The organism is Nonomuraea sp. NPDC050536 (assembly GCF_044457685.1).
Lineage (GTDB): Bacteria > Actinomycetota > Actinomycetes > Streptosporangiales > Streptosporangiaceae > Nonomuraea.
Window position 1 is genome coordinate 400,568 of sequence record NZ_JBITHD010000002.1, and the last position, 26,283, is coordinate 426,850.

24 protein-coding genes are annotated in these 26,283 nt (G+C 70.8%); 12 read left to right on the top strand and 12 right to left on the bottom strand.

Going from position 1 to position 26,283, the window contains the following annotated elements; translation table 11 throughout:
* Positions 1–28 precede the first annotated feature (28 nt).
* From ACIBHX_RS08850 to ACIBHX_RS08860, 3 genes are all read right to left on the bottom strand, one after another.
* Positions 29–2,116, bottom strand: coding sequence for a serine/threonine protein kinase (locus ACIBHX_RS08850; RefSeq protein WP_397065661.1), 2,088 nt, complete (start codon positions 2,114–2,116; stop codon positions 29–31).
* 99 nt (positions 2,117–2,215) lie between these two features.
* Positions 2,216–3,346, bottom strand: a complete 1,131-nt coding sequence (gene mycP / locus ACIBHX_RS08855) for a type VII secretion-associated serine protease mycosin (protein WP_397065662.1) — start codon at positions 3,344–3,346, stop codon at positions 2,216–2,218.
* 477 nt (positions 3,347–3,823) lie between these two features.
* Positions 3,824–4,096 carry a WXG100 family type VII secretion target gene (locus tag ACIBHX_RS08860; protein WP_397065663.1) on the bottom strand — a complete coding sequence of 91 codons (273 nt, stop codon included), beginning with the start codon at positions 4,094–4,096 and terminating at the stop codon, positions 3,824–3,826.
* Positions 4,097–4,226: 130 nt separating this feature from the next.
* On the opposite strand from ACIBHX_RS08860, the gene ACIBHX_RS08865 reads away from it, so the two are divergent.
* The 3 genes from ACIBHX_RS08865 (at position 4,227) to ACIBHX_RS08875 (ending at position 8,249) form a co-directional block, all read left to right on the top strand.
* Positions 4,227–4,946 carry an SDR family NAD(P)-dependent oxidoreductase gene (locus ACIBHX_RS08865; RefSeq protein ID WP_397065665.1) on the top strand — a complete coding sequence of 240 codons (720 nt, stop codon included), beginning with the start codon at positions 4,227–4,229 and terminating at the stop codon, positions 4,944–4,946.
* 52 nt (positions 4,947–4,998) lie between these two features.
* Positions 4,999–6,747, top strand: coding sequence for an acetyl/propionyl/methylcrotonyl-CoA carboxylase subunit alpha (locus ACIBHX_RS08870; RefSeq protein ID WP_397065666.1), 1,749 nt, complete (start codon positions 4,999–5,001; stop codon positions 6,745–6,747).
* A gap of 116 nt (positions 6,748–6,863) precedes the next feature.
* Positions 6,864–8,249: a hypothetical protein gene (locus tag ACIBHX_RS08875; protein WP_397065667.1), complete on the top strand. Its 1,386-nt coding sequence runs from the start codon at positions 6,864–6,866 to the stop codon at positions 8,247–8,249.
* A 53-nt stretch (positions 8,250–8,302) separates the two neighbouring features.
* Here ACIBHX_RS08875 and ACIBHX_RS08880 read toward each other — a convergent pair whose 3' ends face one another.
* Positions 8,303–9,697, bottom strand: coding sequence for an NAD(P)H-quinone dehydrogenase (locus tag ACIBHX_RS08880; RefSeq protein WP_397065668.1), 1,395 nt, complete (start codon positions 9,695–9,697; stop codon positions 8,303–8,305).
* Positions 9,698–9,759: 62 nt separating this feature from the next.
* On the opposite strand from ACIBHX_RS08880, the gene ACIBHX_RS08885 reads away from it, so the two are divergent.
* Positions 9,760–10,191 (top strand): gamma-glutamylcyclotransferase, encoded by a 432-nt coding sequence (locus ACIBHX_RS08885; protein WP_397065670.1) that lies wholly within the window; start codon positions 9,760–9,762, stop codon positions 10,189–10,191.
* Here ACIBHX_RS08885 and ACIBHX_RS08890 read toward each other — a convergent pair.
* Positions 10,184–11,437 (bottom strand): MFS transporter, encoded by a 1,254-nt coding sequence (locus tag ACIBHX_RS08890; RefSeq protein WP_397065672.1) that lies wholly within the window; start codon positions 11,435–11,437, stop codon positions 10,184–10,186. The genes ACIBHX_RS08885 and ACIBHX_RS08890 overlap by 8 nt on opposite strands.
* A gap of 163 nt (positions 11,438–11,600) precedes the next feature.
* On the opposite strand from ACIBHX_RS08890, the gene ACIBHX_RS08895 reads away from it, so the two are divergent.
* From ACIBHX_RS08895 to ACIBHX_RS08910, 4 genes are all read left to right on the top strand, one after another.
* Positions 11,601–12,581, top strand: a complete 981-nt coding sequence (locus ACIBHX_RS08895; RefSeq protein WP_397065673.1) for an Lrp/AsnC family transcriptional regulator — start codon at positions 11,601–11,603, stop codon at positions 12,579–12,581.
* Positions 12,578–13,882 carry a M20/M25/M40 family metallo-hydrolase gene (locus ACIBHX_RS08900; protein ID WP_397065675.1) on the top strand — a complete coding sequence of 435 codons (1,305 nt, stop codon included), beginning with the start codon at positions 12,578–12,580 and terminating at the stop codon, positions 13,880–13,882. The genes ACIBHX_RS08895 and ACIBHX_RS08900 overlap by 4 nt, the downstream gene beginning before the upstream one ends.
* 225 nt (positions 13,883–14,107) lie before the next feature.
* The gene (locus ACIBHX_RS08905) at positions 14,108–14,821 is read left to right on the top strand and encodes a purine-nucleoside phosphorylase (protein WP_397066063.1); all 714 of its coding nucleotides are present in this window, start codon (positions 14,108–14,110) and stop codon (positions 14,819–14,821) included.
* Complete coding sequence (locus tag ACIBHX_RS08910; RefSeq protein ID WP_397065677.1) at positions 14,818–16,428, top strand: phospho-sugar mutase; 1,611 nt, start codon at positions 14,818–14,820, stop codon at positions 16,426–16,428. Before ACIBHX_RS08905 ends, ACIBHX_RS08910 begins: the two co-directional genes overlap by 4 nt.
* On the opposite strand, the gene ACIBHX_RS08915 is transcribed toward ACIBHX_RS08910, so the two are convergent.
* The 3 genes from ACIBHX_RS08915 to ACIBHX_RS08925 are packed head-to-tail and all read right to left on the bottom strand — an operon-like array spanning position 16,425 to position 18,637.
* Complete coding sequence (locus ACIBHX_RS08915) at positions 16,425–16,910, bottom strand: GyrI-like domain-containing protein (RefSeq protein ID WP_397065678.1); 486 nt, start codon at positions 16,908–16,910, stop codon at positions 16,425–16,427. The two genes, ACIBHX_RS08910 and ACIBHX_RS08915, sit on opposite strands and share 4 nt — an antisense overlap.
* Positions 16,911–16,921: 11 nt before the next feature.
* Entirely contained in the window at positions 16,922–17,815 is an 894-nt protein-coding gene (locus tag ACIBHX_RS08920; RefSeq protein ID WP_397065680.1) for an RNA polymerase subunit sigma-70, read from the bottom strand.
* 9 nt (positions 17,816–17,824) lie between these two features.
* On the bottom strand, positions 17,825–18,637 hold the full coding sequence (locus ACIBHX_RS08925; protein WP_397065681.1) for a MerR family transcriptional regulator: 813 nt from the start codon (positions 18,635–18,637) through the stop codon (positions 17,825–17,827).
* Positions 18,638–18,753: 116 nt separating this feature from the next.
* Between ACIBHX_RS08925 and ACIBHX_RS08930 the strand changes: the two genes are divergently transcribed.
* From ACIBHX_RS08930 to ACIBHX_RS08940, 3 genes are read left to right on the top strand one after another with little or no spacing between them, the layout of a single operon-like run.
* Positions 18,754–19,398, top strand: a complete 645-nt coding sequence (locus ACIBHX_RS08930; RefSeq protein ID WP_397065683.1) for a TetR/AcrR family transcriptional regulator — start codon at positions 18,754–18,756, stop codon at positions 19,396–19,398.
* Positions 19,388–20,863, top strand: coding sequence for a class I adenylate-forming enzyme family protein (locus ACIBHX_RS08935; RefSeq protein ID WP_397065685.1), 1,476 nt, complete (start codon positions 19,388–19,390; stop codon positions 20,861–20,863). Before ACIBHX_RS08930 ends, ACIBHX_RS08935 begins: the two co-directional genes overlap by 11 nt.
* The gene (locus tag ACIBHX_RS08940; RefSeq protein WP_397065686.1) at positions 20,860–21,591 is read left to right on the top strand and encodes an enoyl-CoA hydratase/isomerase family protein; all 732 of its coding nucleotides are present in this window, start codon (positions 20,860–20,862) and stop codon (positions 21,589–21,591) included. Before ACIBHX_RS08935 ends, ACIBHX_RS08940 begins: the two co-directional genes overlap by 4 nt.
* A gap of 6 nt (positions 21,592–21,597) precedes the next feature.
* On the opposite strand, the gene ACIBHX_RS08945 is transcribed toward ACIBHX_RS08940, so the two are convergent.
* From ACIBHX_RS08945 to ACIBHX_RS08960, 4 genes are all read right to left on the bottom strand, one after another.
* The gene (locus ACIBHX_RS08945; protein WP_397065687.1) at positions 21,598–22,209 is read right to left on the bottom strand and encodes a PH domain-containing protein; all 612 of its coding nucleotides are present in this window, start codon (positions 22,207–22,209) and stop codon (positions 21,598–21,600) included.
* Positions 22,206–23,267, bottom strand: a complete 1,062-nt coding sequence (locus ACIBHX_RS08950; protein WP_397065689.1) for an adenosine deaminase — start codon at positions 23,265–23,267, stop codon at positions 22,206–22,208. Before ACIBHX_RS08950 ends, ACIBHX_RS08945 begins: the two co-directional genes overlap by 4 nt.
* Positions 23,268–23,487: 220 nt before the next feature.
* A complete protein-coding gene (locus ACIBHX_RS08955) occupies positions 23,488–23,838 on the bottom strand; it encodes a cupin domain-containing protein (protein ID WP_397065691.1) in 351 nt (116 codons plus the stop codon).
* 5 nt (positions 23,839–23,843) lie between these two features.
* The gene (locus ACIBHX_RS08960; protein WP_397065693.1) at positions 23,844–24,449 is read right to left on the bottom strand and encodes a hypothetical protein; all 606 of its coding nucleotides are present in this window, start codon (positions 24,447–24,449) and stop codon (positions 23,844–23,846) included.
* Between the two features lie 122 nt (positions 24,450–24,571).
* Here ACIBHX_RS08960 and ACIBHX_RS08965 point away from each other — a divergent pair, with 122 nt between their 5' ends.
* Positions 24,572–26,251 carry a hypothetical protein gene (locus ACIBHX_RS08965; RefSeq protein ID WP_397065694.1) on the top strand — a complete coding sequence of 560 codons (1,680 nt, stop codon included), beginning with the start codon at positions 24,572–24,574 and terminating at the stop codon, positions 26,249–26,251.
* The last annotated feature ends 32 nt before the right edge of the window (positions 26,252–26,283 follow it).

Consider the following 26,283-nt stretch of genomic DNA (forward strand, 5'->3'; position numbering starts at 1 on the left):
CGGCCGCCTTTCTGTGTCCGTGGCTGGATCAGCCGCAGTTGGCCCAGCCGGAGCTGGTGTTGTTGCCGCCCGCGCTACCGGCGAACCGGACGCACTTGCTCTTGGCGGGCATCTTCACCGGACCGGCGTACCACTCGTAGTTGCCGCTGTCAGTCTTGCTTCCGGCGCCCTGGACCTCGATCGTGGCGCTGACCGGGCTCGCCTTGCCGACGTCGGGACCGGACTTCAGCGTGACCACGCAGTTCTCACCCGTGCCGCTGTTGTACAGCTGGTACGTGGTGCCGCCGTAGAACGCCTGGCTGCGCTGGACGTAGAAGCCGCCGCCGCACACCTCGGTGGCCGTGTACTTCTGCGTCGGCGCGGTCGGCGTCGGCTTCGGCTCCTCGGTGGTCTTCGTGGGAGTCGGAGTCGGCTTGGGCTCCTCAGGCTTCACTGTCTGAGTCACCGTGCGAGTCGGCACCGGGGTCGGGGTCGGCTTCTCAGTCGGCTTCTCGGTGGGCCTGTCCGACGGCCTGCTCCACGTGGAGCTCGGCGTAGGAGCGGGAGTGGGAGTCGCCGACGGGGGCGGGGTCGGGCTCGTCGTGGGGCTTCCCGCCGGCGAGGGCTCGACCGTCTTGGTGACCGTGGCCGTGGGGGTCGGCTTCTGGTCGTCCTGGTTGTCCTTCGGCTTGTCGGTCGGCTTGCCGTGCCCGCGCCGGTCGGTGGTGGCCGTCGGCTGGACGGTCACCGTCGCCTGCTGGGTGGGCACGACCACCGGCTGTGTCGGCACCGGCGTCGGGACCTGCGTCAGCACCGGCACGCTCGTGGGCGGCAGGCTGGAGTCCGTCGGCAGAACCAGCGGCACCACCCCGTCGTCGTCCGGGCTCGGCGTGGCCGCCCAGGGCGCGGTCACGATCACCTGCGGCTGCTGCGGCTGCTGGGTCGTGCCCGGCTGGGCCGCCTGGCTCGGCTGTCCGTTCTGCGGCACGTTGGCCGCCGCGTCGGACGAGGCCGCCCCGGAGCCCGCGCTCGGCCTGGAGGCCGCGGCCTGCTCGGCGACGGTGGTCAGGTGCAGCGTCGAGTAGTGGCTGGCGCCCCACAGGCCGAGGCCCGACACCAGCACGACCGCGGCGACACCGGCCACCAGGCCGATCGGGAACGGCTTCTTGACCGCGGACGTGGCGGTCTGGCCCCTGACCGTGTTCGGCGGGGTCCAGTTCTGCTGCGGCGGCTGCTGCGGGGCGCCCGGCGGCGGTCCCCACATCTGCTGCGTCGGCTGCTGCGGGATCGCCTCGGGCAGCGGCACCGGCATCGCGACCGGGACGCCCTCGAGCGGCACACCCTCGATCGGCTCGGCCTGCGGCGGCACGGGCACGATCGACTGCATCGCCGGCGCCTTGTCGCCGAGCAGGCGAAGCAGCGCGGTGTAGGCGGTCGGCCTGCCCGCCACGTCCTTGGCCAGCGCCGCCGCCACGACCTCGCGCAGCTGCTCGGGCAGCGCGCCGAGCTGGGGCTCGGCGTTCAGCACGGCCTCGGGGGCCTGGTCGAACGGTGCGGCGCCGGTCCCCGCGAAGACCACGGTCGCGGCCCAGGCGAAGACGTCGGCGTAGGGCCCGTACTGCAGCCCGGCGACCTGCTCGGGCGCCCGGTAGGCGACCTCGCCCGCGGGGTCGCCCATCTCGAAGTCGGTGACTCGCGGCCCGTCGGCCGTGAGGATGACGTTGCGCGGGGTCAGCCCCCGGTGTGCGAGCCCGGCCAGGTGGATGGCGGTCAGCGCGGTCAGTGTTCCGACGGCCACACGCTCGAGCGCGTCGCCGGTCAGTGGTCCCTCGTGCTCGACAACCTCGGCCAGCGAGCGACCCTCGACGTTCTCCCTGACGATGTACGGCACGCCGTCCGCGATCCCCGCGTCGATCGTGCGCGCCACGTAGGAGCTCGATACCCGCTTGACGCTCTTGAGGCGTGGCACGAACTCTGGGTCGGCGCCGGGCACGGTCTTGATCGCCACGACGTCGGAGTCGTCAGACTCCTTACCCAGGTAGACGGTGCCACGGGGGCCATCACCGAGCCGGCCGACGATGTCATAATCGCCGACGCGCCGGGCGTGCTCCGGCTGCGAAGAGTCCTTCTCCGCCATGAATGTCCTTCCAACAGAGCACCATGATCGAGGGACACTTTAGCCAAATACGTCCCATACGCATCAGGGGTTTCGGTTACGATCTATGACATTTCACCGTCAATTCGCCCGACTGGCACGCCAACCCCTCTTCCGCCCCAACGGGATGACTCTGGCCGCCGCCACGAGCAGCGCGGTGAGCAGTAGCGCACCCCCCGCGACGGCGCCGGCGACGCCCATCGCGCGGGTGTCCGGCGGGACCACCTTGTGCACGGCCGTGGCCGGCAGCGGCGGTAGCGCGGGCGGCGCCACGGCCACCTGCTCCGAGGGCAGGATCGCGGTCACCGCGAGCAGCGGGTTCACCATGCCCGCCCCGGTGCCCTTGCCGAGTTCACCGTCGGCGGTCGCGATGATGCGCTGCCGTACCCTGACCTGGTCCAGCCTGGGGAAGCGGGAGCGCACCAGGGCGGCCACCCCCGCCACGTACGGCGTGGCGAAGCTGGTGCCCTTCAGGCCGCTGGCGTAGGCCTTGCGCGGCCACGTCGAGATGATGTCCTGTCCCGGGCCGAGCACCGAGACGGTGGAGTCCACGTTGGAGAAGTCGGACCGCTTGCCGTCGGGGTTGGCCGAGCCGACGGACAGCACACCGTCGTAGGAGGCCGGGTAGGCGGGACCCTCGTCGCTGCCCTCGCTGTTGCCCGCCGCCGCGACGATGACCACGTCCTTCCACAGCGCGTACTTCACCGCGTCGCGCAGGTCCGGCTGGTCGGAGGCCTGGATGGAGACGTTGATGACGCGGGCGCCCAGGTCGGCGGCGGTCCTGATCGCCTTGGCCAGCAGGGCCACGTCACCGGTGTCCTCGTTGGACTGCTTGATGGACAGCAGCCTGACTCCCGGCGCCACGCCGTAGAAGGCCGAGCCCTTGATGTACTGCCCCGCCAGGATCCCCGCCACCGCGGTGCCGTGTCCCACGCAGTCGCGGAACGTGGTGTTGGTCAGGTCGGCCTTGCCCGCCAGCCGGATCTGCGGATGGGTCTGGTCGACGCCGCTGTCGATCACGGCGACGGTGACGCCCTCACCCCGGGTCAGCGGCCAGACGCGCTTGACGTCGAGCCTGCGCTGCGCCCAAGACTCGGCCATCGTGTAGTGCCCGATGGGCGGATTGCACTCGGGCGCGGCTTTGGCCTGCGCCGGCATTGCCCCCGTGGAACCAAGGGCCAGCACCCCCGCCAGAACGGCTCGACCGATCATGCCGCCAGAGCCTACTAAACCCCCACAAACCCCACCCACCCCACAAACAACCCACCCAAACAAGGGAAGTACGGCGGGCCAGGGAACCGCGCCGGGGCTGGCGAGAAGGCACACGGCGGTCGCCGGACGCAACACACGGCGAGCACGAGGAACCACGACGCCCCTCGAGTCACACCGCGCCGGGGTCGGCGAGAAGGAGTACGGCGGTTGTCCGGCGCGATGTACGGCGGGCCAGGGGGCCGTGGTGCCCGGGGAAGGGGGCACCGTGGTGGGCGGAGTGAGGGGTCCGGGGTGCCCGCGTTACGGAGCGCCGTGGCGGCGGGAAACAGTCACCGACTCGCCGGAAGCGCCGGGCGCGGGTCCTCAGCCGGAGTACGGCGGGCGGCCGTTGGCGGCGGCCCGCCGTACAAGATCCCGTAACAGGGAGTACGGCGGGCGGCCGTTCGCGGCGGCCCGCCGTACAGCAGCAAGAAGGAGTTATCGCGTGGCGGATTCGATGTTGCCGCGGTAGGTGTTGATGACGCGCGCCGCCTCCTGGAGTTCCTCGGTCATGCGCTGGAAGGCGGTCCGGTAGTTCTGCCAGGCGCCGTTGAAGCGCTCGGCCCCCGGCCCCGTCCACGCGGTGCCGACCTTGGCCGCTTCCCGGTCCAGGGCCGTCATCGTGGTCCGGACGGCCTCCGACTGCTGGGTGAACTGGGTGGCCATCAGTTGCATTTCACCGGGGTCGCCACCGAGCAGGCTCTGGCCCATGCATACCTCCAAGACCGACGTGAGATCGACGTGAGAGCGCCCTCACCATAGGCATCGCGTGGCCCCATCGCCTCCGGTTATGCCGAGCGGCTATGGTCTTCCAGAGGATTATTCGGATCAAAGGGATGCCATGCGCGAGGTTGTGGTGACCGGCGGCGGCACCGGGATCGGATACGCGATCGCCGCGGCGTTCGTCTCGCTGGGCGACCGGGTCACGATCACCGGCCGCCGCGAGCACGTGCTCAAGGAGGCCGCCGGCCGCCTGGGCGCCTCCTATGTCGCCTTCGACGCCGCCCGCCCGGTGGCCGTCAAGGAGGCGCTGGAGCAGCTGCCCGTCCGGGTGGACGTGCTGGTCAACAACGCCGGCGGCAACACCAACCTGGACCGCCAGCAGGCACGCGAGCTGATCGACGTCGCCGAGGCCTGGTGGGCCAACCTCAACGCGAACCTGCTGTCGGCCGTGCTCGTCACGACCGCGCTGCTGCCCAGGATGCCCAAGGGCGGCCGTGTCATCTCGATCGGCTCGATCGCCGCCCGCGGCACAGGCTCGGGTTCGTACGGCGCGGCCAAGGCGGCCATCGAGTCGTGGACCGCCGATCTGGCGGCCGAGCTGGGCCCGCGCGGCATCACCGCGAACGTGGTCGCGCCCGGGATCGTGGTCGACACCGAGTTCTTCCGCGGCCGGCTGACCGAGGAAGGCATCAGGGCCAGGGTGGAGAACACCCGCAACGGCCGCCCCGGCACGCCGGCCGACGTGGCCGACACCGTGCTCTTCGTCGCCTCCAGGGGAGCACGCCACCTCACGGGCCAGGTCATCCATCTCAACGGGGGCGCGTACCTAGGTCGCTGAGGGCAATTGCCTAAACTCCGTTCAGGACGAGTCGAGGAAGGGTGCGAAGTCGGTGCGGAAGGTTCTCATCGCCAATCGCGGCGAGATCGCGGTAAGGGTCGCCCGCGCGTGCCAGGACGCGGGTATCGCCAGCGTGGCCGTCTACGCCGACCAGGACCTCGACGCCCTGCACGCCAAGGTGGCAGACGAGGCGTACGCGCTGGGCGGGCAGTCGCCCGCCGAGACCTACCTGGACATCGCCAAGCTGCTGGAGATCGCCCAGCGCGCGGGCGCCGACGCCGTGCACCCCGGGTACGGCTTCCTGGCCGAGAACGCCGACTTCGCCCAGGCCGTGATCGACGCCGGGCTGATCTGGATCGGGCCGCCGCCTGAGGCGATCGCCGCGCTGGGTGACAAGGTGCGCGCCAGGCACATCGCGCAGAAGGTGGGCGCCCCGCTGGTGCCGGGCACCAAGGACCCGGTCTCCCGCGCCGACGAGGTGGTCGCGTTCGCCGAGGAGCACGGCCTGCCGATCGCGATCAAGGCGGCGTACGGCGGCGGCGGCCGTGGCATCAAGGTGGCCAGGCGCATGGAGGAGGTCGCCGACCTGTACGAGTCGGCGGTGCGCGAGGCGGTCGCCTCGTTCGGCCGCGGCGAGTGCTTCGTCGAGCGCTACCTCGACCGCCCGCGCCACGTGGAGACCCAGTGCCTGGCCGACAGCCACGGCAACGTGGTCGTGGTCAGCACCCGCGACTGCTCGCTGCAGCGCCGCCACCAGAAGCTGGTGGAGGAGGCGCCCGCGCCGTTCCTGTCGCCGGAGCAGATCGAGACGCTCTACACCAGCTCCAAGGCGATCCTGCGGGAGGCGGGCTACGTCGGCGCCGGCACCTGCGAGTTCCTGGTCGGGCAGGACGGCACGATCTCCTTCCTCGAGGTCAACACCCGCCTGCAGGTCGAGCACCCGGTCACCGAGGAGGTCTCGGGCATCGACCTGGTGCGGGAGATGTTCAGGGTCGCCGACGGTGAGGCCCTGGGCTACGACGACCCGGTGCTGCGCGGCCACTCCATCGAGTTCCGCATCAACGCCGAGGACGCGGGCCGCAACTTCCTGCCCGCGCCCGGCACGCTGACCGTCTGGCGCCCGCCCGCGGGCCCCGGGGTACGCCTCGACGCCGGGTTCGAGCAGGGGATGACGGTCCCGCAGACGTTCGACTCGCTGGTGGCCAAGCTGATCGTGACCGGCAGGACGCGCCAGGAGGCTCTCGAGCGCTCGCGCAGGGCGCTGGCCGAGTTCGAGGTCGACGGCATGCCCACCGTGCTGCCCTTCCACCGGGTGATCGTGGCGGACCCGGCGTTCACCGCCGAGCCGTTCTCCATCCACACCCGGTGGATAGAGACCGAGTTCGACAACCGGATCCCGCCCTACGCGGGCGAGGTCGCCGTCGAGGAGCCCGCCGCCAGGCAGACGGTGACGGTCGAGGTCGGGGGCAAGCGCCTCGAGGTGGTCCTCCCCGAGGGTCTCGGTACGGCCGGCCGTGCGCCCGCCGCGAACGCCAAGGCGCCCAGGCGCAAGGCCGGCGGGGCGAAGCAGGCGGCGGCGGGCGGCGACGCGCTGGTCAGCCCGATGCAGGGCACGATCGTGAAGGTCGTGGCCTCCGACGGCGACACCGTGGCCGAGGGCGACACCGTCGTGGTGCTCGAGGCCATGAAGATGGAGCAGCCGCTGGCCGCGCACAAGTCCGGCATCGTCACCGGGCTCGACGCGGCGGTCGGGCAGACGGTGACGGCGGGCGCGACGATCTGCGAGATCAAGGACGCCTGAGGTCCCAGGATCCGCGAACACGCTGTCCGCTCGCCCGTCCGCTGACGGTAACGTGCGCAGTGAGGAACTTTGCCGACCGCCCGTTCGTCCTCATGGGCGAAGGAGGCTTGCTGCCAATGACCCAAACGCTGCGCCGAGCCGGGGCCGCGATCGCGGCTCTGATCGCCGGTCTACTCGTCGTACTAGCGCTTTCGCCCGCCGCCATGGCCGCGGCGCCGCCCGATGCCAACACGGTGATCACCGGTTGGGAGGGCGGCGATCCGCTCTTCGTGGCCTCGGGCTCGTCACTGAACTCCGACCAGCAGGGGGAGATCCGTGACGCGCTGAAGGGCGCCGACAGCAAGATCTACGCTGTGGCGCTGCCCGACGGCACCGTTGACAACTCCTCCGTCGGCCCCTACATCAAGTCGCTCGGCAACGGGCTGGCCCAGGCGGGCCGTCCTCGTGCGACCGTGGCCGTGCTCGACGGCACGACATTGTTCGCCGCGTCCAGCGCGATGAAGTCGGGTGTCGCCGGCAGGCTGGCCAACCTGTCGGTGAACGCCAACTCCGGCAACGTCGTGGAGGGCATGCAGGACTTCGTCAAGCGTGTCGACCTGGCCGTCGACGGCAAGCGCGCGGCGCTGGAGTCCGGCAGCAAGGCGGGCGCTGGCGGCGGCACCGGCGTGCTGCTCGGCCTCGGCGCGCTCGTGCTGGTCGGTGGCGGCGGCTACTTCCTGTACTCACGCAACAAGAAGAAGCAGCAGGCCATCCAGCAGGCCAAGGACCTGGCCGCGGTCAAGCAGACCGTGGAGGAGGACGTCACCAAGTTCGGTGAGGAGATCACCACCCTCGACACCGACGTCCAGCTCGCCGGCCAGGGCGGCCAGCACATCACCGAGTGGCAGCAGGCCCTCGACTCCTACGAGAAGGCCAAGACGCAACTGGCCGCGGTGCAGCGTGCCGAGCAGGTCCGCGATGTCACGCAGACGCTGGAGGACGGGCGCTACGCGCTGGCCGTGGTGAAGGCCAAGGTCGGCAACCAGCCGATCCCCGAGCGGCGCGCCCCCTGCTTCTTCAACCCGCAGCACGGCCCGTCGGTGCGCGACGTGCGCTGGGCCCCGGCCGGCGGCGCGGTGCGCGACGTGCCGGCCTGCGCGGCCGACGCGGAGGCGGTCGAGCGCGGCTTCGACCCGCAGATGCGCGAGGTCATGGTCGACGGCCAGCGCCGCCCGTACTACGACGCGGGCCCGGCCTACCAGCCCTACGCCTACGGCTACTACGGCGGCTTCGGCGACGTCATGACCGGCATGTTCATCGGCACGCTGCTGGGCAGCTCGTTCGGCGGCGGCTGGGGCTGGGGCGGTGGCGGCTACGAGGCCGGCTACACCGAGGGCCTCCAGGACGGCGGCGGCGGCTTCGGTGACTTCGGCGGTGGCGGCGACAGCGGCGGCGGCTGGGGCGACTTCGGCGGTGGCGGAGGCGACTTCGGCGGGGGCGACTTCGGCGGCGGCGACTGGTAAGCGAGCCACGGCAGGCGGGCGCGTTCCCCTCGGGGAGCGCGCCCGCCGCGTTTTCAGATGCCGATGGCTGCTTCCGGCTGCATGAGGCGGCGGGCGGCCTCGGTGATCGAACCCGACAGCGACGGGTAGACGGCGAAGGTGTGAGCCAGCTGGTCGACCGTCAGGCGCTGCTGGACGGCCACGGACACGGCCAGGATCAGCTCCGAGGCCCGCGGCGCCACCACCACGCCGCCGAGCACGATGCCGGTGTGCGGGCGGCAGAACAGCTTGACGAAGCCGTCGTTGAAGCCCTGCATCTTGGCCCGGGCGTTGGTGGCCAGCGGCAGCTTGACCACGTTCGCCTCGATCTCGCCGGACTCGATGGACCGCTGCGCCACGCCGACCGCGGCGATCTCCGGGTCGGTGAAGATGTTGGAGGCCACCGTGGCCAACCGCAGCGGCTGGACTGCCTCGCCGAGCGCGTGCCAGACCGCGATACGGCCCTGCATGGCCGCGACGGAGGCGAGCATCAGCACGCCGGTGCAGTCGCCGGCCGCGTAGACGCCGGGCGCCGAGGTGCGCGAGACCTTGTCGACCTTGATGAAGCCGCCCCTGTCGAGCTGGACCCCGGCCTCCTCCAGGCCGATGCCGCCGGTGTTGGGCACCATGCCGACGGTCATCAGCGCGTGGGAGCCCTCGGCCACCCGGCCGTCCTCCAGCGTGACCAGCACGCCCTTCTCGGTGCGGGTGACGGACGCGGCGCGCGAGCGGCCCATGACGTTCATGCCGCGGCGGCGGTAGACCTCTTCGAGCACCTCGGCGCCGTCGGCGTCCTCGTTGGGCATCATGCGGTCGCGGCTGGACACCAGCGTGACCTCGGTGCCCAGCGACCGGTAGGCCCCGGCGAACTCCGCGCCGGTCACGCCGGACCCGACCACGATCAGGTGCTCGGGCAGCTCGTCCAGGTCGTAGAGCTGGCGCCAGGTGAGGATGCGCTCGCCGTCCGGCTCGCAGCCCTTGAGGATGCGCGGGGTCGCGCCGGTGGCGAGCAGCACCACGTCGGCTCTGATCGTACGGTCGCCCGCCTTGACGACCTGGGGGTCGACCAGCCGCCCGTGCGCCTTGATGATCTCCACGCCTTCGGCGGCCACCCGGGTCGCGATGTCGGCGGACTGCGCCTGGGCCAGCTCCTTGACCCGCTTGTTGACCAGGGGCAGGTCGACGGTCGCCACGCCGACGTCGTGATCGTCGCCACCGGTGAACGACACGCCGAGCGAGGGCGCGTCGTGCAGTGCCTGCTTGCGGACCGAGGTCGCGATCAGGGTCTTGGAGGGCACGCAGTCGGTCAGGACGCAGGCGCCCCCCGGCCCGTCCTGCTCGATCATCGTGACCTGGGCGCCCAGCTGCGCGGCCACCAGGGCCGCCTCGTAGCCGCCCGGCCCGCCGCCTATGATCACGATCCTAGTCACGTGTCCTATTGTCCCGCATGGTTCACCGTTCCGACGAACGGGTCGCGCTACGCTTGTCTGCTGTGCCTGTCTACGCCGCATACGGCAGCAACATGGATTCGGAACAGATGGCCATGCGCGCGCCGCACTCGCCGGTGCGGGGCGTCGGCTGGCTGCAGGGCTGGCGGTTGACGTTCGGCGGTGAGGGCCGGCTGTCCACGATCGTCGAGGATCCACGCGAGCACGTGTTCGTGGTCCTGTACGACGTGCCCGAGTTCGACGAGACCTCGCTCGACCAGTGGGAGGGCGCCGCCCGCGGCGTCTATCACAAGATCAGGCTGCGCGTGCAGACGCTCGACGGCGAGCAGGTCGCCTGGTGCTACGTGCTCGACGGCTACGAGGGCGGGCTGCCCTCCGCGCGCTACCTCGGCGTTCTGGCCGACGCCGCGGAGCGCGCGGGAGCACCTGCCGACTACGTGAAGGCGATGCGGGAACGCCCGTGCGAACCTAGTTGAGCGGCTGGTCCTTGGTCTCCTTCAGCGCGAAGATGTAGACCAGCGTCGAGACCAGCGCCAGCGCCGACATGTACCAGGGGAAGGCGCCCGGGTTCTTGGCGTCGATGAACGCGGTGCCGATCAGCGGCGCGGTGCCGCCGAACAGCGCCACCGTCAGCGAGTAGGGGAAGCCTGCGCCGGAGGCCCGCACCCGGGTGGGGAACGACTCGGAGTTGACCGCCGCCGAGATCGCCGTGAAGCCGCTCAGGAAGACCATGCCGATGCACTGGATGATCAGCAGGCTGGCGAAGGAGTTCGACAGCAGGCCGAGCAGCGGCACAGGGAGCAGCGTGAAACCGATGCCGAAGGTGATCAGGATCGGCTTGCGGCCGATCTTGTCGGACAGCATGCCCACCAGCGGCTGCAGGATCATGAAGAACAGCAGCGAGATCGTGCCGACGCCCAGCGCCTCGGCCTTGTCGAACTTCACGGTGATCTGCGCGTAGGTCGGCAGGAAGCTGGTCCAGGTGTAGTAGGCGACGGTACCGGCGATCGTGATGCCGACGATCAGCAGCGCCTGCTTGGGGTAGTGGCGGAAGAAGTCCCAGACCCTGGGACGGGCGGTCTCGCCCTTCTGGATCTCCTCGGCCACCTGGGACGTCTCGTCCGCGCCCTTGCGGATCCACAGGCCCACCAGGCTGATCACGGCGCCGACCAGGAAGGGGATGCGCCAGCCGTAGGAGTTCATGCTCGCGTCGGCCAGGGTGGCCGCCAGCACGGCGGCCAGGCCCGAAGCGAGGAGCTGGCCGATGGTCGTGCTGACGTACTGGAAGCTCGAGAACAGGCCGCGGCGCCCGGGCGGCGCGGACTCCACCAGGAACGTGGTGGCCGCCGCGAACTCACCGCCGACAGAAAGGCCCTGGATCAGCCGGGCGATCACCAAGACGATCGGTCCGAAGATGCCCGCCGCCGCGTACGTCGGCGTGACGGCCAGCAACAACGAGCCGACACCCATCAACACGATCGTGAACGTCATCGCAGACTTGCGGCCGAAACGGTCGGCGAACGAGCCCACCAGCAATCCGCCCAGCGGGCGCATGATGAAACCGACCGCGAACACGACATAGGTCGCCAGCAACGGGACGAGGCTGTTGGTGGCCGACTTCGGAAAGATCTGGCCGGAGAAGAAGATCGCCAGGAAGGTGTAGGTGTACCAGTCGAACCACTCGGCGACGTTGCCGATGCTGGCCGCCATGAGCTGGCGCACGCGGCTTCGGGGGATACCGATCGGTGTTGTCGATGCAAGGGGAGGGGTGGCCACGGGGGCTCCTTTGCCTCAGGTGCGGTGATGGCTTACTGTGCAGGCAACAGGTTGAAACAGTCAAACATCCAGAAATATCTTTACATTTCCGACATACGAGCGGTTTGAGGTGGATGTTCTAGACCGGCGGCTGGTAGCCGCACTTCAGGTCAACCCGCGCGCGTCCTGGGGCGACATCGGACGCGCCGTCGGCGAGCACGAGCGCACGGTCGCGCGCCGCCTGCAGCGCCTGATCTCCGACGGCCATCTGCGGGTCACCGCCATCCACGACGACCTGCGCACAGGTCACGGCCGCCCGGTCCACCTGCACGTGCAGGTACGGCCGGGCAGCACCGCCCGCGTGGCCGAGTCGCTGGCCCAGCGGCCCGACACGCGCTCGGTCTACGCGGTGACCGGCGCGGCGGATCTGGCCTGCGAGCTGGTCGCCCCGACCAGGGAGGCGATGCACGACATCCTGACCTCGCAGGTCAGCGCCATCGAGGGGGTCCTGCACACGCGGACCCAGGTCGTGCTGCACACCTTCCGCACGGTCGCCGAATGGCACGCTCCGTTCCTCACCGAGGCCGAGGTGAAGGAGCTCACGGCGGTGGCGCCCTGCGAGGAGCCCCAGGACCAGGACGTGCTGTCGCCGCTGGAGCAGGAGATCGCCGACCTGCTGGCCGAGGACGGCAGGATGAGCTTCACCGCGATCGCCGAGCGGCTGGACATCTCCGTCCCGACCGCGCGCAAGCGGGTCGCCTCGCTGCTCGACCGGCGGCTCATCCTGCCGCGGGCCGAGATGGAGCCGGTGCTGCTCGGGCTGGAGGTCGACGCCATCCTGTGGCTGGCCGTACGCCCGCACGGCCTGGACCGGGTGGGGACCACGCTGGCCGGCCATCCCGGCGTGCGCTACTGCGCGGCCACCTCCGGCACCCACTCCGTGATCGTCCAGGTGACGGTCGCGCACGAGGCCGAGCTCTACCGCTTCCTGACCGCGGTCGTCGGACCGCTCGACGACGTCACCGACGTCGACGTCACGTTGATCACCCGGGCCTACAAGCGCGGTTTCCTGCGCAAGTCGGGCCTGCTGACCCTGGAGAAGGTGCCATGAGCCAAGCCGAGAACGAAGTCGCCGAGCTCTGCGTCGAGCTGATCAAGGTCGACAGCAGCAACTACGGCGACGGCAGCGGCCCGGGTGAGCGCGCCGCGGCCGAGGTCGTCATGTCGCGGCTGGCCGAGGTCGGCATCGAGCCCACCTACGTCGAGAGCGCGCCGGGCCGCGGCAACGTGATCACCCGGGTCGAGGGCAGCGATCCGTCGCTGCCCGCCCTGCTCGTGCACGGGCACCTCGACGTCGTCCCGGCCAACGCGGCCGACTGGTCGGTGGACCCGTTCGCCGGAGAGATCCGCGACGGCTACATCTGGGGCCGGGGCGCGGTGGACATGAAGGACATGGACGCCATGATGCTGGCCGTACTCCGGCAGCTGAAGCGTGACGGGCGCAAGCCGAGGCGCGATCTCGTCTTCGCCTGGGTCGCCGACGAGGAGGCGGGCGGCGTCTACGGCGCCAAGCACCTGACGGCGCACCATCCCGAGCTGTTCGAGGGCGTGACCGAGGCGATCAGCGAGGTCGGCGGCTACTCGCTGGAGGTGGATCCGTCGCTGCGGCTCTACCTCATCGAGACCGCGCAGAAGGGCCTGGCCTGGATGAAGCTGGTCGCCGACGGCAGGGCGGGGCACGGCTCGATGCTCAACGCCGACAACGCCGTGACCGAGGTGGCCAAGGCGGTGGCGCGCATCGGCTCGCACGACTGGCCGCTGACCTACACCCCGACGGTGCGGACCTTCTTCACCGAGGTCGCCGACGCCTTCGGCATCCCCTTCGACCCGGAGGACCCCGGGCCCGTCCTGGACAAGATCGGGCCGCTGGTCCGCTTCGTCGGGGCGACGCTGCGCCAGACGGCCAACCCCACCCAGCTCGAGGCCGGCTACAAGGCCAACGTGATCCCCGGACAGGCCACCGCTGTCGTGGACGGGCGCTTCCTGCCCGGGCACGAGGAGGAGTTCTTCAAGACCATCGACTCGCTGCTCGGCGAGCGGGTCAGGCGCGAGTTCGTGCACCACGACATCGCGCTGGAGACCTCCTTCGACGGGGCGCTGGTGGAGTCCATGATCGCGGCGCTGAAGGCGGAGGACCCGACCGCGCGGGCCGTGCCGTACTGCATGTCGGGCGGCACCGACAACAAGACCTTCTTCGCCGACCTGGGCGTGCGCGGCTTCGGCTTCGTGCCGCTGCGCCTGCCCAAGGACATGGACTTCGCGGCCATGTTCCACGGCGTGGACGAGCGCGTGCCGGTCGAGGCCCTCCAGTTCGGTGTGAGGGTCCTCGACAGACTGCTCCTAGACTACTGAGTTGACGTCCTCCTCGGCTGCGGGAGCCTAGGATTTCAGCACCACCACGAAGGTGGCCTGTTGGTTCGCGGTGCATCGGCCCGGCAACCCGGGCCCTTCCCGCGCAGCAACCGCCCGCCCGGCGGCCGTCAAGCATGCACAACAGTAGCGAAGGGAACCGACAGAAGCGTGAGCAATGCACTAACTGACGCCACGGGGATCGAGTCCTTCGACGTCGCGCTCGTCATGGGGTCGGGCTGGGCCCCCGCCGCCGACGCGCTGGGCGAGCCGGTGGCCGAGGTTCCCTTCGCCGACCTGCCAGGATTCGCACCGCCCGCCGTGGCGGGACACGGCGGCAAGGTCCGCGTGGTGCGCACCGACGGCGACAGGCACCTGCTGGTCTTCCTCGGCCGCACCCACCTGTACGAGGGGGTGGGCGTCGACAAGGTCGTCCACGGCATCCGCACCGCGGCCGAGGCCGGCGTGCGCACGGTGGTGCTGACCAACGCCGCCGGCGGGCTGCGCCCCGAGACGCAACACGTCGGCGATCCGGTGCTGATCAGCGACCACATCAACATGACCGGCGCCAACCCGCTGACCGGCACCCGCTTCCTCGACCTGACCGAGGTCTACTCCAGGCGACTGCGCGCCCTGGTGCACGAGGTCGACCCGACCATCGCCGAGGGCGTCTACGTCGCCTTCCGCGGCCCCACCTACGAGACGCCGGCCGAGATCCGCATGCTGCGCACGCTCGGCGGCGACCTGATCGGCATGTCCACGGTCCTGGAGGCGATCGCCGCCCGCGAGGCCGGGATGGAGGTGCTCGGCATCTCCCTGGTCACCAATCCGGGCGCGGGCCTGTCGGACGAGCCGCTGAACCACGAGGAGGTCCTCGAGGTGGGCAGGGCGACCGCCGCGCGGATGGGCGGCCTGCTCGCCAAGGTGGTCGACCGGCTGTGACCGACCTGCTCCGCCAAGCCAGGGAGTGGCTGGCCCAGGACCCCGACCCCGACACGCGGGTCGAGCTGTCCAACCTCATCGAGCACGGCGACCTGTCCGACCATTTCGGCAAAAAGCTGGAGTTCGGTACGGCAGGCCTCCGCGGCGAGCTGGGCCCCGGCCCGAACCGGATGAACCGGGTGACCGTGATGCGGGCCGCCGCCGGGCTGGCCAAGGTTCTCGGACCCGGCAAGCACGTCGTCATCGGCTACGACGCCCGCCACAAGTCGGACATCTTCGCCCGCGACACCGCCGCCGTGCTGACCGGGGCGGGACTGCACGCCTCGCTGATGGGGCGCCCGCTGCCCACCCCGGTGCTGGCCTACGCGGTGCGCCACCTGGACGCCGACGCCGGGGTCATGGTGACGGCCAGCCACAACCCGCCCAGGGACAACGGCTACAAGGTCTACTGGGGCGACGGGTCCCAGATCGTGCCGCCCGTCGACGCGGAGATCTCCGCCGCCATCGAGGCGGTCGGCCGGGTCGACGAGCTGCCGCTGCACGGCCCCGGCGCGCTGACCGAGCTGGGCGACGGGATCGTCGAGGACTACCTGGAGGCGCTCACCACGCTGCCGCTGGGCGAGGCCCATGACCTGCGGGTGGCGTACACGCCGCTGCACGGGGTGGGCGGCGCCACGCTGACGGGCGCGTTCCTGGCGGCCGGGTTCCACACCCCGATCGCCGTGGCGGAGCAGCGCAACCCCGACCCCGACTTTCCCACGGTCGACTTCCCGAACCCGGAGGAGCCTGGCGCGATGGACCTCGCGCTCGCACTGGCCGACCGGATGGACGCCGACCTGGTGCTGGCCAACGACCCCGACGCCGACCGGTGCGCGGTGGGGGTCCGGCAGTCCGACGGCTCGTGGCGCATGCTGACCGGCGACGAGCTGGGCGGGCTGCTCGGCGAGCACGTGATCACCCACACCTCCGGCGACCGCATGGTGGCCACCACGATCGTCTCCTCCACCCTGCTCGGCAAGATCGCCGCCGCGCACGGCGTGCGGTACGGCGAGACGCTGACCGGCTTCAAGTGGATCATGCGGGCCGGACCCGGGCTGGTCTTCGGTTACGAGGAGGCCATCGGCTACAGCGTGGGCGACGTGGTCAGGGACAAGGACGGCATCGGCGCCGCACTGACCGTGGCCGCGATCGCGGCGGCGGCCAAGCACGACGGCAGCACGCTGCTCGACCTGCTCGACGACCAGGCCAGGCGGTACGGCCTGCACGCCACGGCGCCGCTGTCGTTCCGCCTGGACGACCTGTCGATGATCGCCGACGCCATGGCCAGGCTGCGCGCGAACCCGCCCAAGGAGCTCGGCGGGCGCGCCGTCGAGGCGGCCGACGACCTGGCCAAGGGCGAGGGCGGGCTGCCACCCACCGACGGGCTGCGCTATCGCCTGGTCGGCGGGGCCCGCGTGGTGGTGCGTCCTTCGGGCACCGAACCCAAGCTCAAGTGCTACCTCGAGGTCGTGGTCCCGGTGACCGGGGAGGTGGCCGACGCGCGGGCGCTGGCCGTACACGACCTCGAGGCGCTCAAGGCGGACGTGAGCGCGGCGCTGGGACTCTAGGCCAGCCTGAACTGCAGCTCGGTGTCCCAGTCGGCCATGTCGGGATGCTCGCGCGGGTCGGTCTGATAGTGCTCGGTGCGGGCGCCCCAGTGCTCGCCGTCGGACTCCTCGGTCATGTCCCACTTCAGGCCCTGGTCCGCGGCCCAGCGCAGCAGGTCCGTCGTGACGCTCATCAGCCGGTCGGGGTGGCCGTGGTGGAGCACGGTGGCGTAGCGGCCCGCGGGGAGCACGTCGGCGAAGTAGTCCCCCTCCGGCTCCACCGGGCTCGCCACCGGGATGCCGGCTTGGACGAGCAGCCGATCGTGGGGCATGTCGATGATCTCGTAGCGGAAGAACGGCGCGCCGACCAGGGGGACGCCGCGCTGCGCCAGCCAGCCGATCATCTCTCCGATCCGGTCGCCGACCAGGCCGAACGTGGTCATCGTGATCTCGCGCTTGATCCCCAGGTAAGGGCGGTCAGGGTATTCGGTGATTGTAGGCATGTTTTCCTCCTTCAACCATTGGTACGGAGCCCGGCCTCGAAACTCATCGGCAGCCCGAACAACCGGAACAGTTCCGGATCGAGGTAGGTGGTCGAGCCCGTGACCAGGCCGCCCGCGGTCTCGAGCGCCAGCAGCCCGAAGGCCCGGCCGTCCACGTACTGGCCGTACATCCCCACCCCCGCCCTGACCAGGCGCGCCCCGCCGCACGGCGCGTCAGCCACGCGCAGCACGGCCGCGATGGCCCCGCGCCCGTCGAGCCACCAGCCGAACGGCGGCATCGTCATCGTCGCGTCCTCATGCAGCAGCGACACCAGCAGCTCGACATCGTGCCGCTCGAAGGCGTCCACATACCGCCCGAGCAGCTCCTCGTCCACCTCCTGGTACGGCAGGCCCGCCGCGGGCATCGAGGCCCTGGCCCGCTGCAGGGCGCTGTTGACCGAGGCCACGCTGCTCTCGAGCAGCCCCGCCACCTCGGCGGCCGACCAGCCCAGCACGTCACGCAGGAGAAGCGTGGCCCGCTGCCGCGGCGGCAGGTGCTGCAGCGCGGCCAGGAACGCCAGCCGTACCGACTCCCTGGAGATCGTGACGTCGGCGGGATCCCCGCCGGTGGGCGAGGGCCATAGCCAGCGCTCGCCGGGCAGCGGCTCGCCCAGCGGGGAGCCGGGCTCGACGGCGGGACCCAGGTCCATGGCGCGGGCCCGGCGTTGCGTGCCGCGCAGCATGTCGATGCAGACGTTGGTGGCGATGCGGAACAGCCACGCCCTGGCCGTGCCGCGGTCGGGGTCGAAGCGTCCCTGCCACGCCTTGATGAGCGTCTCCTGCACCGCGTCCTCGGCCTCGAAGCCGGAGCCGAGCATGCGGTAGCAGTAGCCGGTCAGCTCCGCCCGGTGCGCCTCGAGATCCATGGGCTCAGGCTATGCGGGGAAGACTTCGACCTGGAGTTCGGTGACCCACTCGTCGAAGTTGTCCGGGCAGTGCAGTGAGACCTCCCTGGCCAGGCCGAGCGAGCGGTAGCCGTTCTCCTCGATCCAGTGGGCCAGCGTCTGGAAGGTCGGGCCGACGTCGTCCATCGAGCCGTTGTGGATGATGGTCGCCGCGACCTCGATGGGCGGCAGGTCGACCACCTCGAAGTCCGTGCCCTGCGACGCCGAGACCTCCAGCCCGGCGTGCACCATGACGCTGCCGTCGGCCTCGGGCACGTAGTACGCGCAGCCCGGGCCCGTGACGATCACGCCGGCGGCTGCCAGCCTGGCGCTCAGCTCGCGGTAGAGCGGCTTGATCACGGGTCCGATGTCGGGGGCGTCGTAGCTGGCTGCCCTGGCGCTGAGCTCGGCGACCCGGAGCGGAGGGACGCGCTTGATCACCACCTCGTCGGTGTTCAGGTGCCCCTCGGTCTCGATGGTCCTGAGCCTGGCCTCCACACCGCGCAGCCTGGCCAGGTCGGCGCTGATCTGGGCCTCGAGCTGGGCGCGGCGCAGCCGTACCATGCCGTGCAGTTCCTCGGTGCTCACCTTGTCGTCGAGGATGGCGCGGACCTGCTCAAGCGTGAAGCCCAAGTCCTTGATCGCGACGATGCGGTTGAGCCTGGCCAGCTGGGCGGCCTGGTAGGAGCGGTAGCCGGTGACCGGGTCGACGTGCGCGGGCCGCAGCAGCCCGATCGCGTCGTAGTGCCGCAGCATGCGCACTGACACGAGTCCGAGGCGGGCGAAGTCTCCGATGCTGAACATGACCTCTCCAGGTGTAGGGCCTCACACGGTGTCAGGGTCAACCCAAGTCTTGCCGATGAGCGGTTTCGTCAGTTATGTTCCCATCGAAGGCGCGACCGAACGTTCGGTAGGTACTCATGACAGACGCGAAGCTGCGGATCAGGACGGCGGCGGTGCTGCTGTTCGCGCGCCAGGGATACGCGGCCACCAGCATCAGGGACCTCGCCCGGGAGGTCGACATGACCAACGCCGGGATCTACCACCACGTGGCGAGCAAGGAAGCCCTGCTGGCCGAGCTCATGCGGGAGGGCCACCGCGAGCTCATCGACTCCACGCGCAAGGCGCTCGCCGGCGTCGAGGACCCGGCGGACCGCCTGGCGATCCTCATCACCACGCTGACCGCCGTGCACGCCCTGACTCCGATGATCACCCGGGTGATGGACGGCGAGCTCCGCTCCCTCACCCCCGGCTCCGACTCCCACGCTGAGATCATCGGCCTGCGCGACGCCTACGAGGAGTTCTGGCGCGCCACGCTGGCCGACGGGATCGCGCGCGGCGTCTTCCGGGTGGCCGACCAGCGGCTGACCCGGCTGGCGCTGATGTCGATGTGCACGGGCACCAGCGAGTGGTACCGGCCCTCCGGCGACTCCTCGCTGGAGCAGGTGTGCGCGGAGTTCGTGGAGATCGGGCTGGCCGCCGTCCGCTGCCCGGTCCGGCCCTCGGCGGGGCTGGACCTGTCCGTGTTGCCGGATTACCCCTGGGAGCCGCCTCATGACCTATGACTCGATTCCCGACCTGCTCCGACACGCCGCCGAGAGGTACGGCGAGCGGGAGTTCCTCCGCTTCCCCTCCACCTCCCTGAGCTTCGCCGACGTCCACGAGCAGTCGGGACGCATGGCCGGGGCCCTGGTGGACAGGGGCGTCCGCCCGGGCGAGCGGGTGGCCGTGATGATGGACAACGTGCCCGGCTGGCCGCTGAGCTGGCTGGCGATCCTGCGGGCCGGGGCCGTCACGGTCCCGGTGAACGTCCGCTACCGGGCCGCCGATCTCGACCACGTGCTGCGCGACTCGGGGGCCGTGGCCACGCTGACGACGGCCGAGCACGCCTCCCGCATCCCCGGGACCGTGCACCTGGTCGACGACCTCACCGACGGCTCGCCGCCCGACATTTCGCTCTCCCGCCAGGATCTGGCGAATTTTCAGTACACGTCGGGGACGACCGGCTTCCCCAAGGCCTGCATGCTCACGCACGACTACTGGCTCAGGTGCGCCGGGGTCACCGCCGACGTGGTGAAACTCCGCCACGACGACGTCATGATCGTCGCCCAGGCCTTCTCCTACATGGACCCGCAGTGGATCGCGATCATGTGCATGCTGGGCGGCATCCCCCTGGTCGTACTGCCGCGCTTCTCCGCCTCCGGGTTCTGGGCCTCCGCCCGCGAGCACGGCGCGACCATGACCTACGTGCTCGGCACGATGCCGATGCTCATGCACAAGCAGCCGCCGCACCCGCTGGACGCCGAGAACCGGATGCGGCTGGTGCTGTGCTCCGGCATCGCCCCCGCCCTGCACAGCACGTTCGAGGAACGCTGGGGCGCGCCCTGGCGGGAGCTGTACGGCTCGACCGAGAGCGGCCCCGACCTGCTCGTCTCCCCTGACGCCGACGACACCGTCGGCACCGGCGCGCTCGGGCTCCCGCCGCCGGGCAAGCAGGTGCGTGTGCTGGCCCCGGACGGGGAGGTGGGCGAGATCGTGGTGCGCGGCGTGCCGATGATGAACGGCTACTGGAACCACGCCGAGGCCACCGAGAACGCCTTCCGCGACGGCTGGTACCACACCGGCGACCTCGGCTTCCGCGATCGCGACGGCTACATCCACCACGCCGGGCGGCTGAAGGACATGGTGCGCAGGGGCGGGGAGAACATCTCGTGCGCCGAGGTCGAGAGCGTGCTCGGCGAGCATCCGGCGGTGCTGTCGGCGGCGCTGGTGCCGATCCCGGACGAGCTGTTCGGCGAGCTGCCCAAGGCCTTCGTCCAGTTACAGCCCGGGCACGCCTGCGACGCCGCCACAGCCCGTGACATCGCCGACCACGCGCGGCAGCGGCTGGCCCGCTTCAAGGTGCCCGCCTACCTCGAGTTCGTCGAGGGCTTCTCGCTGACGCCGTCGGCCAGGATCGAGAAGCGCCACCTGCTCCAGCCCGGACGTGACCAGCGTGCCGGGGCCTTCCACGTCGAGGAGTCGTCATGATCGAGACAACCATCCGGGACGAGGTGGCCGTGGTCACCCTGCGGCGGCCGGAGAAGCTCAACGCGCTCACCGCCGAGATGCGTGCCGAGCTGGCGGCAGCCGTACGGGCTCATGGCGACGGGAAAGCGGCCCGCGGGATCGTGGTGACAGGCACCGGGCGGGCGTTCTCGGCCGGAGAGGACCTGCGGGAGGCGGCGAACCTGCCGATGACCGAGGGAGTGGAGAGCTTCCACGACCTGACCAGGGCCGTGCTGGAGACCCGGGTGCCGGTCGTGGCGGCGGTGAACGGGCTGGTCGTGGGCGGGGCCGCCGAATGGACGCTCTGCTTCGACGCCCGCATCGGCACGCCGGCGACCGAGTACTTCCTGCCGGAGAACGGGATCGGGCTGTCGATCTCCAACGCTTCCAGCTACCTGCTGCGCAGGGTGGTCGGCGGGCGGGCGCTGCGGCTGGTGCTCGACTCCTCCAGGACCGGCGCCGCCGACGCGCAGGCGCTGGGGCTGCTCGACGAGATCGTCGAGCCCGACGTGCTCATGCAGACCGCGATCGGGCTGATCCACCGCTGGACGCTGCCCGGCACAGCCACCTCGGTGCACCTGCGGCTGCTGCGGCCGCCGCTGGAGGAGGTGGAGCGGGCCTTCGCCAGGGAGACCGAGGCGGCGCTCGAGGTGGAGGCGAGCGGCATCGCCAAGGCGGGGATGAACAGGTTCATCGCCCGGCGGCGCTGACGCGCCTCAGAAGACGATCGCGACCACCACGAGGACCACGGCCAGGACCAGGACGGCTATCGCGTCGATCGACCAGGTCACCTTCGTGGTCACGGGCTCCTGGCCACCTTGCTTGGCTGCCTGGGAGCGCTCGGTGATCTGCTCCCCCACCCAGTCGGCGTGCGTCTTGCCGGTGAAGGCCTCGGCAGCCATCTGCTCGGCCTTGGTCTGCACCGGCTCGGTCTGGAAGCGCCCGCGGCGCGGCGTCTTGGGCACGCCGCGGCGCTGGGCCCTGGCCCGCTCGCGGGCCGAGCTCATCGGCGTCCACAGCCGCAGCACCTGGCCGCCGTCGTGCTCGACGTTGATCGAGTGGGAGACGCTCACGCTCTCGACGAGGGCCCACGGCACGAACGTCGAGCGCAGCGGGTTGCGCCCGAGCAGGCCCGCCTCGGTGAGGACGGTGGCGGGACGCAGCGCGATCACGTAGACCAGCGCCGTGATCACGCCCAGCACGGCGGCGGCGATCAGCGACGGCTTGCCGTTGTAGCGGGCGGTCAGGTCCCAGGCGTTGAACGCCACGAACGCCAGCCAGAGGCACCCGAGAGAGAAGGCGGTCTTGGAGCGGTAGGTCTGTTTCACGGCTGCCACTTCAGCTGCGCGAACCCGGGCTTGATCACACCGTTGATCAGCGCGAGCCGCTCGTCGAAGGGGATGAACGCCGACTTCATCGCGTTCACCGTGAACCATTGCAGGTCATCCCAGCCGTATCCGAACGCCTCGACCAGCTTGGCGAACTCCTCCGACACGCTGGTCGAGCTCATCAGCCGGTTGTCGGTGTTGACGGTGACCCGGAAGTGCAGGCGCCGCAGCAGCCCGATTGGGTGCTCGGCGATCGAGGCGGCCGCCCCGGTCTGCAGGTTGGAGGTCGGGCACATCTCCAGCGGTATGCGCTTGTCGCGCACGTAGGCCGCCAGCCGCCCCAGCTTGGCGCCGTCCTCGGAGATGTCGTCGATGATGCGGACGCCGTGGCCCAGCCGGTCGGCCCCGCACCACTGGATCGCCTGCCAGATCGACGGCAGCCCGAACGCCTCGCCGGCGTGGATGGTGAAGTGCGCGTTCTCCCGCTGCAGGTACTCGAAGGCGTCCAGGTGCCGGGTGGGCGGGTAGCCCGCCTCGGCGCCGGCGATGTCGAAGCCCACGACGCCGACGTCCCGGTAGCGCACCGCCAGCTCGGCGATCTCCATGGAGCGCGCCTGGTGCCGCATCGCGGTGAGCAGGGTGCCGACCTTGATCCGGCCCTCCGAGCCCTCCTTGAACCCCTCCAGCACCGCCTGGACCACCTCGTCCAGGCTCAGCCCGCGGGTGGTGTGCTGCTCGGGCGCGAAGCGCACCTCGGCGTAGACGACCCCGTCGGCGGCCAGGTCCTGCGCACACTCGGCGGCCACCCGCCGCAGCGACTCGCGGGTCTGCATGACGCCGACCGTGTGGGTGAACGTCTCCAGGTAGCGCTCGAGCGAGCCCGAGTCGGACGCCGCCTCGAACCACTGGCGCAGGTTGTCAGGATCCGTTGTCGGCAGGTCGCCGTAGCCGGATTCCCGCGCCAGCTCCACGATCGTCTCGGCGCGCAGTCCGCCGTCGAGGTGATCGTGCAGCAGCACCTTCGGCGCTCGCCGGATCTCGTCAAGGGTGGGGCTCATCTGGCCATGATACGGTCGCCCGCGCCAAGCGCCGCTCCCCTGGTACGGCGGACGTTTTCCGGTACGGCGAGCGGCGCGGCATCCTGGGCGCACGCCACAGCCCGGAACGGGGCCGACCTTGCCCACTTCTTCCACCAACCCGCGGCCGGGCCGACTTCGCCGACGTCCGGGCCACCAACCTCGCCGGACTCCGGGCGGCTACCCGGCCTGCCGTGACACCTCAGTCGCGGTTGGCGCTGTCCGGGCTGAAGGCGGGCAGGCAGACGGCGATGTACTCGGCGCCGTCGTCACCCGTGCTGTAGCGGACCTTCTCTCCCGGCTCCGTGACGATGGCCTGACCGGCCGTCACCTCGGTGGTCCCGCCCGCGTGCTCCACCAGTACGGTGCCCCGGAGCACCACCGTGTACTCGGTGAAGGACGGCGTCTGCGCGGGCTCGTCCCAGCCGGGCGGAGCCACCATGTGCGCGATCGAGACCGCCTCGTCGCCGCTGTTGACGCGGCCCACGTGCTCGTCGATGACCTTGCCGCCGGGCACCGGGATCCGGGTCGCCCCTTCGATCTTTCTCACCACGCAGCTCAGTTTGCCACGTCGATGACCAGCCGGTCCGGCCCCCTCTGCTCCGAGACCCGGAAGGGCGCCCGGTGGTCGAGCACGATGCCGACGCCGACGCGGCCCTCGAAGTCGCCCGTCTTGACCACGTCCGACACGTTGCCCAGGTCGGCCTGGAAGACCGGCCCGCCGGTCCAGGTGGGATCGCCCTTCTGCGTGTGGGCGTCGGCCGGGGTGAGCACGACCTGGAGGTAGGCGCCGCCCTTGACGTCGATCGGCTTGCCCGAGGCGTCCTGGACCAGCTCGTCCACCCATTTCACGCTATAGCCGGGCATGTCGCCGCGCAGGTCGATCACTACCCGGTCGTACCCCTCGTGCGTGGCGAAGCGCACGGCCGTCACCAGGGCCGCCCCGGAAGGCTCGTGCCGCACGTCCACCTCCCGCGTGGAGGTGGGCACGGCCACGGGACTCTCGGTCGGCGAAGCGGCCCTGGAAGCCGTCGAGGAGGCCGGCGGGGAGGCCGTGGCCGTGGTGACGGTGACCGACGTGCCGGACGGCGGAGCCGTACCGCACGCCCCCGCCAGGAGACACAGCGCGACGAACGCGGACAAGCCGCTGCGTGAGGGCCGCATATCCGAGGGATTCCCTGCTCACGCCGCATGCATGCGACGTACGCGGTATCGGCATGGCACCGCGGGTTTACCTGGTGACCAACTCCCCCGTACTGTGATCAACTCCACGAGGAGTCGAGCAATTGACCAAGAACGATGGCTTAGCGCAGTTCGCCGCCGACCATGCGGAGTGGTTCGCCCGATCGGCCTACCTCCTGACAGGAGACCCGGAACGCGCCAGGGACCTGGCCATCGGGGCCCTGGTGACGACGGGCCGCCGCTGGTCCATGCACCGATGGAACAGACCGGTCGAGGCAGTGCTCAGCGCGCTCTACCGGGCATACCTCACCACCCCCGCGGAGCCGCCCGCGGGCTTCCCGCTGGCCGGGATGTCCCCGCTCGGGCGCGTGGCCGTGGTCGCCCAGTTCCACGACAGCCTGGACCCGCAGCGCGCCGCCCAGCTGGTCGGCACCTGGATGCCCGGCGCGCTCCACGAGGAGACGGAACGCGTCCGGGTCACCCACCCGCACATCTTCGACCTCGGCGAGGAATCCACCGCGGGGCCCCGCCCCCATGAGGCCACCGAAGCGCCCGGGGACAGCCCGTGGGCGGCCCCCTGGCAGGCCGACGGCCTCGCGGCGCCCCCGAGCCCCTGGACGGCCTCGCCCTCACCGGCCCCGTTCACTCCGTCGCCCGCCCTGGTACGGCTGGCGGCCGAGTTGCCCGCCGCGGTACCCGTGGACGTCGCCCAGACCGCGCCGCGACTGGTCCTCAGACGCCGCCTCGTCAAGCGGAGCGTGTTCACCACGCTGAGCCTCGCGGGCGCGGGAGCGTTCGTGGCGGTCACCATCCTCGCCCTGAACGCGATAGCCGACAGGGCGGACATGGCCGTCCAACAAGCCGACGCCCCGTTCTCCGAGCCCGACCTCACGCCCACCGAGCTGGACCCCACGCCCACCACTGAGGACGCGCAGCCCGAGCGGTTGCCGGAGCGACTGGACGAGCCGATCAGCCGGGCCTATCAAGGCTTCTGCAACAGCGACGCCCCCTACGACACGCGTAAGCCTCCGGAGTGCGCACAGTGGCGGCTCGTGGGCAAGTCGGGCACGGAGTGGCGGCTGGACGCGGCCCAGACTGACAAGCCCCACCAGGGGACGTACGTACCGGAGGTGGGCGTCAGCCAGGACGGCCGGCGCATCGCCTACCTGGACAACCAGAACGACTACGTGGTCCGCGACCTGGCCACCGGCAAGTACAAGACGTTCGCGATCCAGCTGCACGGCTCCGATCCCGAGTTCGTCTCCTCGCGCAACGGCCGCTATTTCGCGGTCAACTTCCTCCAGAGCGGCGTCGACAGCCCGATGCTTGACTTCACCAAGGGCACGACGACGTACGGCGCCTGGACCATGGCCATCACGGACGACGGCAAGCGCGTGATCGACGAGTCCATGGAGAGCGAGGCGTCGTCGGACACGAAGATAAAGCTGGCCGGACGCCGCTTCCGCGTCGACGCCGAGGTGGGCATCAGCGGCGCGGCGCTCTCACCCGACGGCCGGACGCTCGCCGTGGCCGACGACGAGCGCGTGATCACGCTGGATACGCGCACCGGACACGTCACCAGGATCCGCAAGCTGGTGGACGGCGACGAGGAGGAGATCGACCAGATCGAGCGCTGGCTCGACGCCGATGAGGTGGTGGTCCGCACCGAGGACGACGAGGACGCCGTCTCCCTGGTCTCGGTGAACGTGCGCACAGGCAAGACGCGCAAGCTCGACGCCGACGGCCTCGAATACGGCGACGTGCTCGGCGCTTACGCCGAATAGCACAAAGGCCCCCGGCACGCGCCGGGGGCCTT